The sequence below is a fragment of the Burkholderia sp. LS-044 genome, from assembly GCF_004803625.1.
Taxonomy (GTDB): Bacteria; Pseudomonadota; Gammaproteobacteria; order Burkholderiales; family Burkholderiaceae; genus Burkholderia; species Burkholderia cepacia.
This window is the reverse complement of record NZ_SSWO01000006.1, coordinates 428826-445446: the sequence shown is the minus strand read 5'-3', so window position 1 is coordinate 445446 and position 16621 is coordinate 428826. Positions and strand designations below refer to the sequence as shown.

16 protein-coding genes are annotated in these 16621 nt (G+C 67.1%); 8 read left to right on the top strand and 8 right to left on the bottom strand.

The genetic code is table 11. The features are described from left to right. Positions 1-78 precede the first annotated feature (78 nt). Positions 79-1113, bottom strand: coding sequence for a rod shape-determining protein (locus tag E9536_RS18915; RefSeq protein WP_027789592.1), 1035 nt, complete (start codon positions 1111-1113; stop codon positions 79-81). A gap of 271 nt (positions 1114-1384) precedes the next feature. Between E9536_RS18915 and E9536_RS18910 the strand changes: the two genes are divergently transcribed. Then, positions 1385-3784: a patatin-like phospholipase family protein gene (locus E9536_RS18910; RefSeq protein WP_060357656.1), complete on the top strand. Its 2400-nt coding sequence runs from the start codon at positions 1385-1387 to the stop codon at positions 3782-3784. A gap of 57 nt (positions 3785-3841) precedes the next feature. Here the strand turns inward: E9536_RS18910 and E9536_RS18905 are convergent, their stop codons facing one another. The 3 genes from E9536_RS18905 to E9536_RS18895 form a co-directional block, all read right to left on the bottom strand. Further along, positions 3842-4465 carry an NAD(P)H-dependent oxidoreductase gene (locus E9536_RS18905; protein ID WP_060066705.1) on the bottom strand — a complete coding sequence of 208 codons (624 nt, stop codon included), beginning with the start codon at positions 4463-4465 and terminating at the stop codon, positions 3842-3844. A 317-nt stretch (positions 4466-4782) separates the two neighbouring features. Continuing rightward, positions 4783-5913: an ATP-binding protein gene (locus tag E9536_RS18900; protein WP_060357657.1), complete on the bottom strand. Its 1131-nt coding sequence runs from the start codon at positions 5911-5913 to the stop codon at positions 4783-4785. A gap of 64 nt (positions 5914-5977) precedes the next feature. Continuing rightward, complete coding sequence (locus tag E9536_RS18895) at positions 5978-6688, bottom strand: response regulator (RefSeq protein WP_027789596.1); 711 nt, start codon at positions 6686-6688, stop codon at positions 5978-5980. A 218-nt stretch (positions 6689-6906) separates the two neighbouring features. On the opposite strand from E9536_RS18895, the gene E9536_RS18890 reads away from it, so the two are divergent. Then, entirely contained in the window at positions 6907-7821 is a 915-nt protein-coding gene (locus E9536_RS18890) for a glutaminase (protein WP_027789597.1), read from the top strand. A 573-nt stretch (positions 7822-8394) separates the two neighbouring features. Here the strand turns inward: E9536_RS18890 and E9536_RS18885 are convergent. Further along, entirely contained in the window at positions 8395-8760 is a 366-nt protein-coding gene (locus tag E9536_RS18885) for a VOC family protein (protein ID WP_060086232.1), read from the bottom strand. 182 nt (positions 8761-8942) lie between these two features. Between E9536_RS18885 and E9536_RS18880 the strand changes: the two genes are divergently transcribed. After that, the gene (locus E9536_RS18880; protein WP_136470387.1) at positions 8943-9581 is read left to right on the top strand and encodes an isochorismatase family cysteine hydrolase; all 639 of its coding nucleotides are present in this window, start codon (positions 8943-8945) and stop codon (positions 9579-9581) included. Between the two features lie 158 nt (positions 9582-9739). On the opposite strand, the gene E9536_RS18875 is transcribed toward E9536_RS18880, so the two are convergent. Further along, complete coding sequence (locus E9536_RS18875; RefSeq protein WP_060086230.1) at positions 9740-10471, bottom strand: ribonuclease T2; 732 nt, start codon at positions 10469-10471, stop codon at positions 9740-9742. Between the two features lie 230 nt (positions 10472-10701). Between E9536_RS18875 and E9536_RS18870 the strand changes: the two genes are divergently transcribed. Then, a complete protein-coding gene (locus tag E9536_RS18870; protein WP_136470386.1) occupies positions 10702-11091 on the top strand; it encodes an OsmC family protein in 390 nt (129 codons plus the stop codon). 81 nt (positions 11092-11172) lie between these two features. On the opposite strand, the gene E9536_RS18865 is transcribed toward E9536_RS18870, so the two are convergent. Together E9536_RS18865 and E9536_RS18860 are read right to left on the bottom strand one after the other, a co-directional pair. Then, positions 11173-11751 (bottom strand): hypothetical protein, encoded by a 579-nt coding sequence (locus E9536_RS18865; protein ID WP_136470385.1) that lies wholly within the window; start codon positions 11749-11751, stop codon positions 11173-11175. A 96-nt stretch (positions 11752-11847) separates the two neighbouring features. Continuing rightward, positions 11848-13251, bottom strand: coding sequence for a hypothetical protein (locus E9536_RS18860; protein WP_060198020.1), 1404 nt, complete (start codon positions 13249-13251; stop codon positions 11848-11850). A gap of 361 nt (positions 13252-13612) precedes the next feature. Here E9536_RS18860 and E9536_RS18855 point away from each other — a divergent pair, with 361 nt between their 5' ends. The 4 genes from E9536_RS18855 to E9536_RS18840 all read left to right on the top strand — a co-directional run bounded on the left by E9536_RS18855 (position 13613) and on the right by E9536_RS18840 (position 16341). Further along, positions 13613-14251, top strand: coding sequence for a hypothetical protein (locus tag E9536_RS18855; protein ID WP_060086226.1), 639 nt, complete (start codon positions 13613-13615; stop codon positions 14249-14251). A gap of 84 nt (positions 14252-14335) precedes the next feature. Continuing rightward, positions 14336-14893, top strand: a complete 558-nt coding sequence (locus E9536_RS18850; RefSeq protein WP_136470384.1) for a helix-turn-helix transcriptional regulator — start codon at positions 14336-14338, stop codon at positions 14891-14893. Between the two features lie 82 nt (positions 14894-14975). Continuing rightward, entirely contained in the window at positions 14976-15557 is a 582-nt protein-coding gene (locus E9536_RS18845) for an HD domain-containing protein (protein ID WP_136470383.1), read from the top strand. Between the two features lie 55 nt (positions 15558-15612). Further along, on the top strand, positions 15613-16341 hold the full coding sequence (locus tag E9536_RS18840) for a class I SAM-dependent methyltransferase (protein ID WP_136470382.1): 729 nt from the start codon (positions 15613-15615) through the stop codon (positions 16339-16341). Positions 16342-16621: the final 280 nt, after the last annotated feature.

Sequence of the window (16621 nt, the reverse complement as noted above, 5' to 3'; positions counted from 1 at the left end):
GAAAGAGAAAACCTGCGGAGATTTACGGAGATGGAAAGAATGTGAATGACCGTGCCGCGATGCACGGCCCGGCCCGAATCAGTCGACCGGGCACATCGCGAGCCGCCCCATCGCCTCGCCGGCGCCGCGCACCGCGCAGGTGGCCGGCTCGTCGGCGATCCGGGCGACGAGGCCTGTCTCGTCGTACAGCAGGCGCTCGAGATCCGCGAGCAGCGCGCCGCCGCCCGTCAGCACCACGCCGCGATTCGCGATATCGGTCACGAGCTCGGCCGGCGCGTTCTCCAGCACCGACTTCACCGCGCCGATCACCTGCTTGAGCGGCGCGACCAGCGCGTCCGCCACGTCATGGTTGGACAGCTCGATCGAGCGCGGCAGGCCGTCGCCGACGCTGCGCCCGACCGCGCGCGTCGACCTGCGCGGCACCGCGCTGGTGGCCGAGCCGATCGACTGCTTCACGTGCTCGGCCGTCTGCTCGCCGAGCAGCACGCCATACAGGTTGCGGACATGATTGACGATCGCCGCGTCGAACTGGTTGCCGCCGACGCGGATCGCCTCGCGGTAGACGATGCCGCCGAGCGCGATCACCGCGACTTCCGTCGTCCCGCCGCCGATGTCGACGACCATCGAGCCGACCGGCTCGGTCACCGGCAGGCCCGCGCCGAGCCCGGCCGCCAGCGATTCCTCGATCAGTTCGACCTCCGATACACCTGCCGCGAACGCGGCCTCGCGGAGCGCGCGGCGCTCGACGGCCGTCGCATCGGACGGCACGCACAGCGTGACCTCGACGCGGCGGCCGAAACGCGACCGCGTGCGCGACATGTCGATGAAGCTGCGGATCATCTGCTCGGCCGCGTGCGCGTCGGCGATCACGCCGTGCCGCATCGGCCGCACGGCTTCGAGATGCCCCGGTTCGCGGCCGAGCAGCGCCTTCGCGAGCTCGCCGACGGCCTCGAGCGTCGGCCGTGCGTCGGTCGCACCGGCCTTGCGGAAGCAGACGACCGACGGCTGGTTCAGCACCACGCCGCGTTCGTGCGTATAAATCCGCGTACTTGCCGTTCCAGGGTCGATCGCAACGGGTTGCGCAAACAACTTTCCGAACAGCGGTGTCGACATATCAAACCTTTGTAATCGAACGGACGCGGGGCAGCCGCGCCGCATTTCCGTGGCGCGGCCATGCCGCTCCATCACGGACTTAGCGGCAAATCGTTCCGATACTTTAGGCAATTCCGATGATTTTTTCGCGACGCAATTGTCAAATGTGCCGTTCCGGACACATCCGGCTACGCCACAGCCTCTCGCATTGCGTCTGTAAAACACGGTAATCTCTCGGTCTTGCCTGCTCCCGGCAGGCCTCAGACGCCCGATCACGCCAGGTATTTCCACCATGACAGCGACCGTTTCCTTCCGCTGGGCGCGGGTGCGCCCGCTTTGCACGACGCTCGTCGCCTTCTGGTGCTGCACGGTCGCCGCGCAACCGCTGCCGGCCCCCGAATCCGCCGCCGCCCAGGCCACCGCCGCCAGCGCGCCGGCTGCCACGCCCGCCGCATCCGGGCACACCTGCGACGCCGACGGCGGCCCGGCCGGCCGCCCGTCGATCGGCCTCGTGCTGTCCGGCGGCGGCGCGCGCGGCTACGCACATCTCGGGGTCCTGAAGGTGCTGGAGGACAACCGCATCCCGATCGACTGCATCGCGGGCACCAGCATGGGTGCCGTGGTCGGCGGGCTGTATGCGAGCGGCATGGCTGCCGGCGAGATGCAGAAGCGGCTGTCGGAGGTCAACCTCGCGGACATCGCGTTCGACGTGACGGATCGCGCGGACCTGCCGCAAACCAGCCGGGAGGACGAACGCCTGTACATCAACGGGCTGACGCTCGGCTTCGGCAAGAAAGGCGTGAAGGCGCCGGTCGGCCTCGTGCAGGGCAACCGGCTGCAGGCGCTGCTCGCTAACTGGACGGCCGCCGTGCCCACCAACCAGCCGTTCGACCGCCTGCCGATCCCGTACCGCGCGGTTGCGACCGACCTGCAGACGGGCCAGATGGTCGTGCTCGACCACGGCTCGCTGCCGCTCGCGATCCGCGCGAGCATGGCCATGCCGGGCCTGTTCGCGCCGGCCGAGATCAACGGGCGCGCGCTGGTGGACGGCGGGCTCGTCAGCAACCTGCCCGTCGACACCGCGCGGCAGATGGGCGCGAACGTCGTGATCGCGGTCGACATCGGTTCGCAACTGCGCCCGCTCGACGCGCTCGCGTCGCCCGCCGACGTGATGCAGCAGATGGTCGGCATCCTGATCCGCCAGAACGTGACCGCCCAGCGCAAGCAGCTCGACGCGCAGGACGTGCTGCTCACGCCGGATCTCGGCTCGCTCGCGTTCACCGATTTCCAGAACGCGAAGCAGGCGATCGCCGCCGGCGCGGCCGCCGCGACCGCGGCGCTGCCGAAGCTGCAGCGCTTCGCGCTCACGCCGGAACAATATGCGGCGTACCGCTCCGCGCACGCGCAACCGCTGCCGCCGCCGATCCGGATCACGCGTATCGAGATCAAGACCTCCGGCGGCGTGCCGAAGCGGGTCGTCAGCAACGCGCTGCACGTGAAGCCCGGCGACACGTACGATCCGAACACCGTCAGCCAGGATCTGCTCGGCCTCACGACGGGCGGCAACTTCGAGAGCGTCACGCAGCAGATCGTGAGCCACGGTGACGAGAACGTGCTCGAGATCGACGCCCGCGAGAAATACTGGGGGCCGAATTTCCTGTTGTTCGGGCTCGGCATGTCGAGCAGCTCGACCGACGAGGGCGGCTTCCGCCTGCACGTCGGCTACCGGCGCCCGTGGCTCACCGAATCGGGGCTCGAATTCCGCGCGGACACGACGATCGGCAGCGACCTGCAATCGGCGCGCGTCGAACTCCGCCAGCCGCTGTCGATGGCCTACGGCGTCTATCTGTCGCCCTACGCGGAATACCAGCGCCGCTACGCGAACCTGTACGACGACTCCGGCGACGTGAAGATCACGCAGTACCTGATGCAGACCGCGCGCGCCGGGATCGACCTCGGCCTGCCGATCGCGCGGCTCGGCGATTTCCGGATCGGCATCGGGTACGTGACCGGGCACGGTTCGCCGACCTACAACCTGCCGTCCCCGTTCGGCGACGGCAGCGGCCAGACGCTGCTGTGGCCGAGCTTCACGTCGCAGGCGCTGATCGCGCGTGCGCGGCTCGTCATCGACCAGCTCGACGATCCGCTGTTCCCGCGCAAGGGCTATTTCACCGAGTTCCGCATCGAGCGCTCGCTGGTGTCGCGCAACGGGGGCTCGGCAAGCGAATTCGACGACAGCATCAACAGCGCGCCCTACACCGAGATCTACGGCAAGGCGATGGTGGCGCAGCAGTTCGGCAGCCACAGCGTCAGCGCGACGATCGAAGGCGGCAAGAGCATCGGCGGCACCAACCTGAACAACGCGTTCAACTTCACGCTCGGCGGCTTCCAGCATCTGTCCGCGTATGCGGCCGACCAGCTGAACGGCAACGAGCTCGCGTATGCGCAGGTGACCTACATGAACCAGCTGATGACGTTCAACGCATCGCCGATCAAGGCGCTGTCGGTGGGCGCCAGCGCGGAAGTCGGCAACGTCTGGTCGAGCGGGCAGCAGATCGGCGGCGGCTCGCTCAAGCAGAGCTATACGTTCTTCACGAGTCTGTCGACCGCGTTCGGGCCGGTCTACCTCGGCGTGGCGCTCGGGCCCGGCGGCCGCCGCAACTTCTACCTGCAGCTCGGCCGCACGTACTGAGCGTGCGCGGGTGCCGCTTCGGCGGCATCCGCCACGCCTTCGCGCGACACGCCCGGATCAGAACGCCGCGGCCATCGCGACCGCCCGGGCCTGCGCCCGTTCGATGCTGTCGCTCGCCCGCGCCCCCCACGTGTGTTCGACGGTCAGGCTCCTGACCTCGCTCACGCCGATGAACCTCAACCAGAATTCGATGTAGTCGGCCTGATGCCGGAACCCGGGATTGTCGGCACCCGCGCCCGTCTCCCGGCTCTGTCCGCGAACATGGATGACCAGTGCCCGCGGAATCTCCAGCAGCGGGGCGTAGGCCTTGCCGTCGAACGTGAACAGCATGTTCCGCTGGCTGACGAGATCGATCAGCTGCTTGAGCTTGTACGGATAGCCGAAATTCCACATCGGCACGCCCACGACGATCCGGTCCGCTTCCTGAAAGCGCTTCACCAGCGCCTGGATGCGCCGCCAGACCGACTGTTCCGCGTCGTCCATCGGCGCGTTGGCGACGCCCTTGTACTTCGCGCCGATCGCGTCGCTGCCGAAGTCCGGCAAGTCTTCTTCCCAGACATTCAGCGTATCGACGTCGATCGATGCGCCCGTTTCCCGGAACGCATCGACAAAGGCATTGGCGACCGCGATCGACGCCGACCTCGCGCCGCGGGGAGAAGACACGATATTCAAAAGCCGCATGACGTATGACCCTGACAGGAATGCATGAACAACGGAGCGGCCATCGTGGCTGCCCCGACTTCACGGCTGCGTCGCGGGCCGCCCGCCTCCACCGACACGGATCGGCCCGCCCACACAGTTGCAATTGCAATCGTAATGCAAAGCGCGCACGCACGGCAAACGAATCGTCATGGGGTGGCGGTGCGGGCGGACATCGGGACGGGAAAGGAACGGCGGGACAAGCCGGCGACGCGCTCGAATCCGGCGCGCGCGGCTGTCGTGGGGTCGTGCGGGGTTGCTGTCGAGGCTCGGGGGCCCGGGACTCGTGTTGCGGATCGTCAGACCGGCCAGCTGATCTCGAAGCGTGCGCCGCCGAGTTCCACCGGGTCGACGACCGCGATCCGGCCGTTGTGCGCGTGGAGCACCTGACGCGTGATCGACAGGCCGAGGCCATAACCGCCGGTGCGGCGGTCGAGGCGCACGAACGCGTCGAAGATCCGCTCGCGCTCGCTCTCCGGCACGCCGGGGCCGTCGTCCTCGACGAAGATTCCGATGTTGCCGTGCACGAGCGAGATCCCGACGACGATCCGCGATTTCGCGTACTTGCTCGCGTTGCGCAGCAGGTTGCGCATCGCGTACGACATCAGCCGCCGGTCCATCTTCACCCGCAGGTCCGACGCGATCGCGATGCGCGACTCGATCGCGCGTTCCGGATACAGCAGCTGCGCGTCGCTGACCTGGTGTTCGAACCACGCGACGGGGGCCGTCATCTCGAGATTCGACTGCAGCGAGCTGTATTCGAGCCGCGCGAACGTCAGGCTCATGTCGATCAGTTCCTCGAGCTCGGTCACGTCCTGCGCGATGCTCTCGAGCGCGCTCTGGTATTCGGCCGCGGAACTTGGCTCGCGCAGCATTTCGAGCGCGAAACGCACGCGTGCGAGCGGCGTGCGCAGCTCGTGCGAGATGCCGTTCGTGAGGTCGCGCTGCGCGGCGATCAGGCGTTCCATCCGCATCGCGAGCGCATTCAGCGTCCGTGCGAGCGGGCCGATGATCACGCTGTGCGATTCGCGCGCGCGCGTGTTGAAGCGCCCGCCCGTGAAGTCGATCGCGCGCTCGCGCACCATCACGAGATCCGACCACACCGGCCGCATCCACCGGTACGCCGCGAGCGCGGGTGCGGCGAACACGAACACGAGCACGATCCAGATGTCGCCGGGCAACGAATCGAACGCATGCCACACGACCTGCGGCGACAATTCGACGCACAGCGCGAGCGCCGGCACGAGCGCGGTCAGCAGCACGAGGCCGAGCAGATGCAGGTAGGTGCGCACGTAAAGGCGCGACCAGCTCGGAATGCGGTCGGCGCGCGTATCGGTCCACGCGCGGCGGAAATGCAGCCAGCGCCATTTGACGTAGCGCAGCGTCGGCAGCGGCGGTGCATCGGGGTGCGAACGGGTTCGTCGGATCATCTCGGCTCCCGGCCGGCAGGGGGAATGCCCGCGCGGAACGTGACGGCGTCGCCCGAAGGCCGCGTCATTCCCACGCGTGCTTGCTGAATTGATAACCCTTGCTGCGAATCGTCTTGATCCGCTGCGGGTTGCTCGCGTCGTCGCGCAGCTTGCGGCGCAGCTTCGAGATGCGCCCGTCGATCGTGCGGTCGAGGCCGTCGAACTCGACGCCGCGCAACTGCAGCATCAGGTCGTCGCGGCTGACGACTTCGCCCGCATGGCACACGAGCGCCCACAGCAGGTCGAATTCGGCCGACGTCAGGTCGGGCGTGCTGCCGTCGGGCAGCACGACGGAGCGGTCGGTGCGGTCGATCGAGAACTTGCCGAACGCGTAGCGCTCGGGCTGCGGCGCGCTGCTCTCGGGCGCGCGCGCGGGCGCACGGCGTAGCTGGGCCTTGATCCGCGCGAGCAGGATGCGCGGCTCGACCGGCTTGTGCACGTAGTCGTCCGCGCCGAATTCCAGGCCGAGCAGCTCGTCGAACGGCTCGTCGCGGGCCGTCACCATGATGATCACGCCGTCGTACTGCTTGCGCGCCTCCCGGCAGATTTCGAAGCCGTCCTTGCCCGGCAGGTTCACGTCGAGAATGACGAGATCGGGACGAATGGACAGGATCGCCGGCACCGCGGCGTCACCATGCAGCACAGTATCGACTTCATAGTCGTTCTTGCGCAGGTAGCCGGCGATCAGCGTGGACAGGCGGGTGTCGTCTTCGACGAGCAGGATGCGAAAAGACATGGGCAGCGGTCGGTTCATCGGGGAAGCCGCGGCGGCGCCGGCCGGTGCCGGACGCCGGCCATTGGCCGAAACGTACCGCATGATACTGCGCCAGCCGATTGCCTGTTTAGCGGTCTTGAAAATAAGGGAGCGATATCGGCCGAGCTTGACGAATCGGCGCCGGGACGGTTCCATACGGGCTCGCCTGAATCCGGGCCATGCCCTGCCCGCCTGACTTGATGAATTACCAAACGATCCTCGAACGCATCCACACCGAACTCGCCCCCTGGATTGGCCAGGGACGGGTCGCCGATTACATTCCCGAGCTCGCGAAAGTGCCCGCCGACAAGTTCGGGATGGCCGTCGTCACACTCGACGGAAACGTTTGCACGGTCGGCGACGCGCACGAGCGCTTCTCGATCCAGAGCATCTCGAAGCTGTTTGCGTGCACGCTCGCGTTCCAGCTGCTGGGCGACGACCTGTGGGAACGGGTCGGCCGCGAGCCGTCCGGCAACGCGTTCAACTCGCTGGTCCAGCTCGAGAGCGAGCGCGGCAAGCCGCGCAACCCGTTCATCAATGCGGGGGCGCTGGTCGTCACCGACGTGCTGTGCCGCCGCTTCGTGAAGGCCGAGACGGCGCTCGTCGAATTCGTGCGGCGGCTGATCGGCGCGAACGACATCGACTACGATTCGCGCGTCGCGCAGTCGGAACTGCAGCACGCGGAGCGCAACCGCGCGATGGCGCACTTCATGGCGAGCTTCGGCAACATGCAGATGCCGCCCGACACGGTGATCGACGCGTATTGCCGACAGTGCGCGATCACGATGAACTGTGTCGAGCTGGCAAGCGCCGCGCTGTTTCTCGCGAATGGCGGTGTCGCGCCGGTGACCGGCGAGCGGATCGTGGATTCGAGTTCCGCCAAGCGGCTGTCGGCGTTGATGCTGACCTGCGGCACTTACGATGCGGCGGGGGATTTTGTGTATCGCGTCGGGTTGCCGGCGAAGAGTGGTGTCGGTGGCGGGATCGTTGCGGTGCTGCCTGGGGAGATGGCGGTTTGTGTGTGGGCGCCGGGGCTCGATGCTAATGGGAATTCGTTGGCGGGGACTTTAGCTTTGGAGTGGTTGACGACCTATTCGGGAAGGTCGATTTTTTGAGGTGTCGAAGTCAAGCGTGCCTCATGTGGCGCGACTGCGGCTGGTGAGTTCCGGCACACTCAATGGCGAATTCGTCGTTCGGCAGCGATCGACCCGGAGCGGCCCGCCCCATTCTCGGTTGCGGACAGTCACGCCGGCATTTGCGGAGAAACGTGTGGATTGAGCTCTATGAGCTCACGGGCTAACCTGGCAGTAATCACAACGCCGCAGCCCGGACAAACGCTGTCGTCGGTCTGTTCACCGCAACATGGACAAAACCATCGCCCCACATAGGACCGGGATGGTTGACCGGACATTCCGCCGGTCCTGAGTGCTTCGAGCTGCGTTCGAACGGAGCGACTAAAAAGTGCGCCCGTCGATGCACATTGAAGCTCTCCTCCCGCAGCCATGACGAGTTCGGCAGCGCAATAGGGGCAATGCATCAGCGGTGAGGTCGAAGTCATGACTGGATTGCCCACAATCTTGGACGAGACATCAAAGGTCCGCAACTGGTCGATTGCTGACGCCTCAAAGCCCCCGGTTTGGGGTGTCTTTGAGGCGGCGGATCTCATCGTTTGGTGATTCTCGTTTTGGTTACTGGCACGATTCGTCCGCTGACCATACGGCCAGTTCATAACCATCGGGGTCAATAAAGTGAAAGCGCCGGCCGCCAGGGAACGAGAAAGCCTGACGGTTGATGGTGGCGCCCGTCGCCTCGATCCTTCGCTGGATTTCAGCCAGATCATCAGCGTAGAGGATGACTAGCGGGCCGCCTGGCCGGACAGGCTCACCCGTCGTAAATCCGCCTGCGATCCGGCCGTCGTGAAACTCGGTGTAGGTCGGGCCGTAATCGGTGAAAGTCCAGCCGAAAACGCTGCCATAGAAAGCCTTGCTTCGTCCAATATCGCCGACATTGAATTCGATGTTATCGATCTGGCGGTCTTTCCCTCGAATGCTCATCAGTACCCGTTCCCTTGGTTGTTTGCCGATAGGCAACTATATGCACCGTAGTCGCCCGTAACAACATGGAATGGTACTGGCGCTGAAATGCCCCTACGAAAATCGCATCGGCAACCACCCCGATTTTCCGGTACAAATCGGGGACGCTGAAATTCCCCGCGAGCTATCGGAGACCCTCGTTCATGACTCGGCAAAACGCACCGGAAATCGCAACAACGGCCCCCCGCACGAACCCCGGCGTCACCCCATCCGCCCCGATTCCCGCCATCGTGCCGTCAAGCACCGCGCTGCTCGTCATGCATTACCAGACCGACATCCTCGGCCTCTTCCCGTCGGTCGCGCCCGGTTTGCTCGTCAATACGCGCCGGCTCTGCGACGCAGCGCGGGCAAGCGGCATCGGCGTCTGGTTCGCGAACCTCCGGTTCAGCCCCGGCTATCCGGAAGTCAGCCCGCGCAACAAGAACGGCCAGGGCATCAAGCAGCTCGGCCGCTTCATCGACGACGGCCCATGCCCGGAGTTGGGTCGGCAGGCCGACGAGCCGCTGATCGTCGCGCACCGCGCCAGCGTGTTCTTCGGTACCGATCTGCAAGCGCGCCTGGTCGAGCAAGGCGTCGATTCGCTGATCATGGTCGGCATCGCGTCGACGGGCGTGATGCTGTCGTCGATCGCCCACGCGAGCGACGCGGACTTCCGCCTCTACACGGTCAAGGATTGCTGCTACGACCCGGACCCGGTGGTTCACGAGCACCTGTTCGCCACCGCCTTCGAATCGCGCACGACGGTGCTGTCGCTCGAGGACGCGTTGCGGCTGCTCGCGTAAGCGCACGCACAAGCGCGAGCGTCACGGGCCAACGTCATCACCCGAGTCGACCTGCAGGTTGACGGCCACCAGGCCCGGCTGCCGTGGTCGAGCGTCCCGCCGAGCCCGTAACGGGCGACGGCGTGCGCGATGCCGCGCGCGCCGCCCCCCCTTCGTCGTTACTTCGCGATATACACACCCGACGTCGGGCACGTGCCCTGCGTATTGCCGTCGGTCACGAGCGACGCGGCGCTCGGGAACTGCGCGGTCGCATTGGTCTTCACCGCGATCCACGCTTCGGTGAAATAGCTGACGCCATTCGTCTTCGTGCACTTCAGCGACACCGCGCTGCGCGTGTTGCTGCCGAACGCGCCTTCGAATGCGGACAGCAACTGGTTGCGCGTGACCGTCTTGCCCGAGTTCGCCTGCAGGAACGCGTTGAACGACGTATTGCCGAGCCGGCTGATCATGCCGGACGCCTGGTTCCAGTAGGCATCGGGCGTCGCCGAGTTCGAGCAGGTGCCGTGCTTGAACCATTCGTGCTTGTCGAGGCACGACGCGACGCCCGGCATGTAGGTCGACAGCGTGTTGCGGGTCGCGCTGCTGATCGGGTAGGCGTCCATGCTGCACCACTGGTGCGCGTTGTCGAGGTCGATGTCGTTCTGCGGCACGCCGCAGTAGAACGGCTGGTTGCCGTCATAACGGTTCGGCCACAGGCCATGCAGCGACAGGCTCGTCGCCGCATACGAGCCGGCGAGGTTCGTGCATTCCGGCGTGTCGTGCGACGCGCAGAAGCCGGGCTCCCACGATGCGGCGAGCAACAGGTAGTCGTAGCTGGTCTGCGCGGCGGCGTGCAGCGACACGGAAGCAACGGCGAGTGCGGCAGCGGCGCGGGCGAGCGTCTTGAGCATGGCGTGTTTCCTCGGAAAAGGCATGCGGTCGCGGGATGCGCCGCACGGTTGTCGAATGTCCGATCGCGATTGTTGCCGTCGCAACGTGGCACGAATGTGAAGGTGGACGAAATAACGCGCAGGGCGCCGCCGAGCCGGTTACAACCGGTACCGGTACCAGCGGTGGCCTTCCGCCGCAAGCGACGCCGGCGTACCGTGTCGCCACCCTCATCCTGCAACGGAGCATCGCCATGGTGACCGCGACACGGCTCGGCAAGCCACATTGCGTCGAGATCGGCAACGGGCGCAGCGTCGTGCGCTCGGACACGCACAAGGACGGCCAGGGCGGCGATGCCAGCATGCGGCCGCACGAACTGCTCGAAAGCGCGCTCGCGGCCTGCGTCTGCATGTCGATCGACCTGGCCGCACGACGCGCGGGCGTGACGCTGCCCGCCTGCACGGCGGACGTCACCGTCGATCGCCTCGACCACGAAACGGGCTTCGACATCGCACTGCGCTTCGCTGCGCCGCTGTCGCACGCGCAGCAGACACTCGTGCGCGACGCGGTGCGGGCTTCTCCGGTCGCCCGGACGCTCGGCAAGCCGATACGGGTCAGGCCGGCCACGATCGCGAGCGGCTGACCGTCACGGCGCGCCGGACACGGCACGATCGACGCCCGCACGTCGACGTCCACGCGACAGGCATCGGTGGCGAACAGGCACTCACGATCCGGTGCCGAGCTGCGTGCATGCGCGGGCGGACGCTTCGGGGCCTTCGAGCGCGAGGATCTGCCACACGCCGATGCTGACGCGCTGGCGCGCCGCCGTCGACGCATCGGCCAGCAACGCCTCGACGCGCGGTGCCGCATCCGGCGCCTGCTGCTTCAACGCTGCGTGATGCCGCGCACGCGATGCCGGTTCGGATTCGTACACGTCGCACAGGCGCACCATGCCGGCGAGACCGGCGACGTCGTCGTCCTTGTCAATCGCGCGCGGCTCGACAGGCGCGAGCCCCTTGCGCTCCGCCGCCGGCAGCTTGTTGCGCGCGCCTTCGTCGATCGATGCGGCGGATGCCGGCGGCAGGCCGCCGATCGCCGCGACGATCCGGCTGCCCGCGGCGATCATGTCGCCCTGGCACGCGATCTTCTCCGCGGCCGCGACGTTCGAGCAGAACGACACCGAGGTGCGGTACACGTCGTCGCTCATGCGTGGCACTTCGTTCACGCTCGCCTGCGCGAAGCCGGCGCTCGTCAGCGCCAGCGCGGCGGGAATCAGGATGCGGAGTGCGCTCGTCTTGTTCATTGTTGTTCGTATCTGTGGGTTCTTGTGGCGGGCAACATCGCCGGGTCGCGCGGTGGCGGCCTCAGTGCCGCCGGGCCCTCGTCCGGCGGCACGCGGTCACTTCAACGACGCGGCCTCCGATCCGCCCGGCGACAGCGCCGCGTTGTCCTGCTCGCGCCACGTGCGGCGCGACGCCATGATCGCCTTCACGGCCGAGCGCGCGACCTTCCACCACGCGAACGGCCGCGGGTCGGCAAGCATGCTGAGCGCGCGCGCATAGTCGAGCGTGAGCCCGGGCGTCCACGCCATCGTCACCGCGCGCTTGCGGATCTGCGCGGCAACCCACAGCTCGGGCGTGAGCAGCAACCGCACGAACGCGCCCCATCCGGCGCGCGCCCCCTTCAGCCGCCACACCGCGCCGTCGAGCGCGGCTTCGAGTGCGTTCGACACGGTGCTCGAGCAGTTGCGGTGCGTGAGGTTGTACGTCACGTTCTGCCGGTACGACGACCAGAACGCGTCCAGCTTCGCCGGATCGTAGTTGCGGATCCGCACGCGCACGGTCGACGGGCACCATGCCTTCGACTCGGTCGCGTAGTCGGGCTGGAACAGGCCCGGCACGTCGTTTTCGCGGGTTGCACGCAGGATGCGCGTGAATTCGTCCGGAGAACGATCGATTTCGACGCCCGGATACAGGCTGATATAGATGCCCTCCGGCGATTCCAGCGCCGCGTGCCCGGTCGAGATCACGCCGTTGACATCCACCGCCGCGATATAGCGGTCGATCACGGGGTAGCGTTGCGCTTCGGCTTTCGACGTACCGGTCGGCGTCCACACGTGCACGGTGAGCGCATGCTCGCCGTCGGCGGGCGGGCCGTCCCATTCGGATTGGGAAAAATGCGGCAGGTCGCGCGCATCGTCGAGGTCCGGCGCGAGTGCCGGCGCCGGCGAGGTCGCGAACGCCGGATTGCGCGTCAGTCGCCGCACGCGTGCGGCGAGGCTCAGCATGTGCATCCCGCCGAATATCAGCAGCAGGCCGAGGCAGTACGGCACGGTGCCCACATAGTGGGTCGGGTACGGCTGGTAGAAGAAGATCGCCAGCAGGATCTCGACGACGCCCCACGCGAAGGCGACGTTCCAGCGGCGATAGCGCACCATCCACGCGGCGGTGCACTGCAGCAGCCCGTCGACGAGGAACAGCGTGCCGAAGATCATCGACAGCAGGAAATGGCCATGGTGATGCCCCGCGAACACGAGCCCGGCGGCCACCACGACCGCGATCCCCTTCACGTAGCGCAGGACGCGCTGCCCGCCGACGCCGCTGCCGGCCACCGCGAGCGTCGCGAGCCCCTCGATCAGGAACAGCCACGCGAAGATCTGGATCGGAAAATGCAGCGCGCCGTCGAGCGCGTCGACGAAGATCACGACACCCGCGACGACCCACACCCAGCCGAGCGCGGTCAGCCCGCGCCAGCGGGTGCGCAAGTATTCGATGCCCAGCAGCAGTAAGACCAGTCGTACCATCGCGCCCTCTCGTGATTTTTTTGGGACACGCGCTGGCCACGCGGGTCCTGTCGTTTCGACCGCGCATCGAGCGACGCACAGGCCGAAAAGCGGTCATTCATGCCGGCGCGTCATGCCTCGACATGACCGTTGGCGGCCGGTACGCCTCCGCACTGGCCGAATAATAAGATATGGCGGAGGCGGTTGAAAGCGCGACGAAAACGTTGGCGGCGGGTCTGGAGAGCGCAGCATGCCGCTGGACAGGGCCCGATTGCGAGCGCTGCCCAGGCAGATTTCCTGTTCGACAACGCGCGGCGGATACGCCAGAATCCGGCTTCCGAGGGCGCAAGCCACCAAACCGCATCAGACGGGACAATAATCCATGAAAACATCGATCACGCGCCGGCGCCTGCTGGCCGCCGGCATGGCCGCGAGCACCCTCGCGCTGTCGGGCTGCTTCACGCCGAAGCTGTACGAGAACGACGCATACAGCGAATACGTCACGAGCTTCATGATCACGCAGGACGGCAAGAAGCTGGTCGTCCTCGGCACGAACTACCACTACATCTTCGATCTGCCGGCGCAATTGCGGCCGGTGCTGCTGTCCGGCTACCGGAAATCGCTGCACACGACGTTTGCCGACTTTCATGCGCGCGGCGGCAGCATCACCGGCCACTACCGGATCGTGTTGCCAAAGGACGCGCCGGACGACGCCCGGCAAGCCGCGAGCGCCGACGGATTCACTGCCGGGACGGCCGGCCTCGCGCTCGAAGGCGACATCGAAGGCAAGCGCTATTCGACGGAGGGTTTCGCCGCGAAGGACAAGGGCGCCACGCAACCGTTCAACGAGCGGTACTCGGTGTACATCCGGGAATCGCCGTCCGTCGCCGGCATGGGCCTGCGGATCCTCGCCACGCCGATCACGGTGGCCGCCGACGGCCTGCTCGTGCTGGGCGGCATCGTGCTCGTGCCGTTCGCAGCCATCGCGATCGAGGCAAACGGCGGCCTCCGGATCATGTAATGGCACAAGCGTCGCCGCTGTCGCGCCTGTGACGGCAGGCAGCGGCACGCGAGCGCACCCGACGACCGCAACCGGAGCATTGCCATGTCCGCCTCACCGCTACACGCACCACCGCTCGGCCCGCAACTCAAGCGCTGGCGTGCGCTGCACCGCGTGAAGCAGAGCCACGCGGCGGAACTGTTCGGCGTGGCGCAATCGACGATCTCGCGCTGGGAAGCCGGCCTGCAACAGATGTCGCCCGACGAACGCGCGACGGCCGAACGGCTGCTCGCCGCGCGCCTCGATTCCGCGGGCGATCACGCGCTTGCGCGGCTCGTCGCGGGCAGCGCGGGCCGCATGCATCTCGTGTGCGACCTCACGCACCGGCTGCTTGCCTGTTCGCCCGCGCGTGCCGCCGAATTCTCGCAACCGCTGTCGACGCTGCTCGGCATGTCGCTGTGGCGCTATGCGACGCCGGAAATCGTCCGCATGGAAGCCGCGCTCGATACGCTCGGCTGGCATGATCGCGCGGGGCCGCCGAGCGTCGAATTCGACACTGGCGCGAATGCGTCGCGCGTCGTGCCGATCCGCGGCAGCCTGTGCCGGTGGACACGGATGACGTTGTCGGACGGGGCGGCCGCGCGGCTCGTGGAAACGCTGTAGTACGACCCCGCGCATATTTCATGCGTGGACGAACCGTGCGTGGCCGCCTTACGCTTGACGGCTCATCGCACGGACACCGACCATGAACCCCGATACGATCCACGCGCGGCTCGCGTTCCTGCGCGAAGCCGAACGCCTGAAGGATGTGCTGCGCAGCGGCCACACGTCGGCCGGGCGCGCGGAAAGCACCGCCGAGCATAGCTGGCGGCTGTGCCTGATGGCGCTCGTATTCGCCGATGCGCTGCCCGGCATCGACACGCTGAAGCTGCTGAAGCTGTGTGTCGTCCACGATCTCGGCGAGGCGCTGCACGGCGACATCCCCGCGATCGAACAGGCCGCGCACCCCGACAAGAGCGCGCACGAACGCGACGACCTGCTGACGCTGACCGCGCCGCTCGATCCGGCACGGCGCGACGAAATCGTCGCACTGTGGGATGAATACGAAGCGGCCGCGTCGCCGGAAGCGCGCGCGGCGAAAGCGTTCGACAAGCTGGAGACGATCCTGCAGCACACCCAGGGCAGCAACCCGCCCGATTTCGACTACGCGTTCAATCTCGACTACGGCCGCCGCTATACCGACGCCGCACCGCTGTTCAGCGCGATCCGCGACATCGTCGACGCCGACACGCAGCGCCGGATCGACGCGAGCGGGCAGCACGCGTAAGCTCGCGGAACCGGGCGCGCGGCACCGCGCACCCTGCCCGCACGAGGCCCTACGCATGACGCAGAACATCTACGACGACCCGGCTTTCTTCGAAGGCTACAGCCGCCTGAACCGCTCGATCCACGGACTCGACGGCGCCCCCGAATGGCCCGCGCTGCGCGCGCTGCTGCCCGACCTGCACGGTCGCCGCGTGCTCGACCTCGGCTGCGGCTACGGCTGGTTCAGCCGCTGGGCCGCCGGCCAGGGCGCGGCAAGCGTGCTCGGCATCGACGTGTCCGAGCGCATGCTCGAACGTGCGGCATCGAGCGCCGCGCATCCGGCGATCACGTACCGCCGCGCCGACCTCGAAACGCTCGCGCTGCCGGATGCCGCGTTCGATCTCGCGTACAGCGCGCTCGCGTTCCATTACATCGCAGACCTTGATACCTTGTTCCGCACGCTCCATCGCGCGCTCGTGCCGGGCGGGCGGCTCGTGTTCTCGATCGAGCATCCGGTCTATACGGCGCCGCGCCGGCCCGGTTTCGTCGTCGATGCGCAGGGCAACCGCTCGTGGCCGCTCGACGGCTATCAGCGCGAAGGCGAACGCGTGACCGACTGGCTCGCGCCGGGCGTCGTCAAGCAGCACCGCACGCTCGGCACGCTCGTGAACCTGCTGATCGGCAGCGGCTTCACGCTCACGCACCTGGACGAATGGGGGCCGACGCAGGAACAGGTCGATGCCCTGCCCGCGCTCGACGAGGAACGCGACCGGCCGATGATGGCCCTCGTCGCCGCACGGCGATAACGCACGCCGCAACACGCGCACGAGCTTTCGCCCGCCGCGCTGACAGATTGCAACAATGTCGCCGCCCGGCCCCCGTTCCTGCACGGCGTCCGCACAATTCAGCACAATTTCCACACGATTTGTCGTGAATTCCTCGCTTACCATGAGCGGCTGATTCGACCCGGCACGGCCGCGCGAGGTGTACGCGGAAGCCCGCGGGCAACCCGCCCGCCAGGCGACGCCGGCCGGATCGTCCCGACCGGCCGCACGCAACGCCGGCACCGCTTCATCCTCGCCGCAC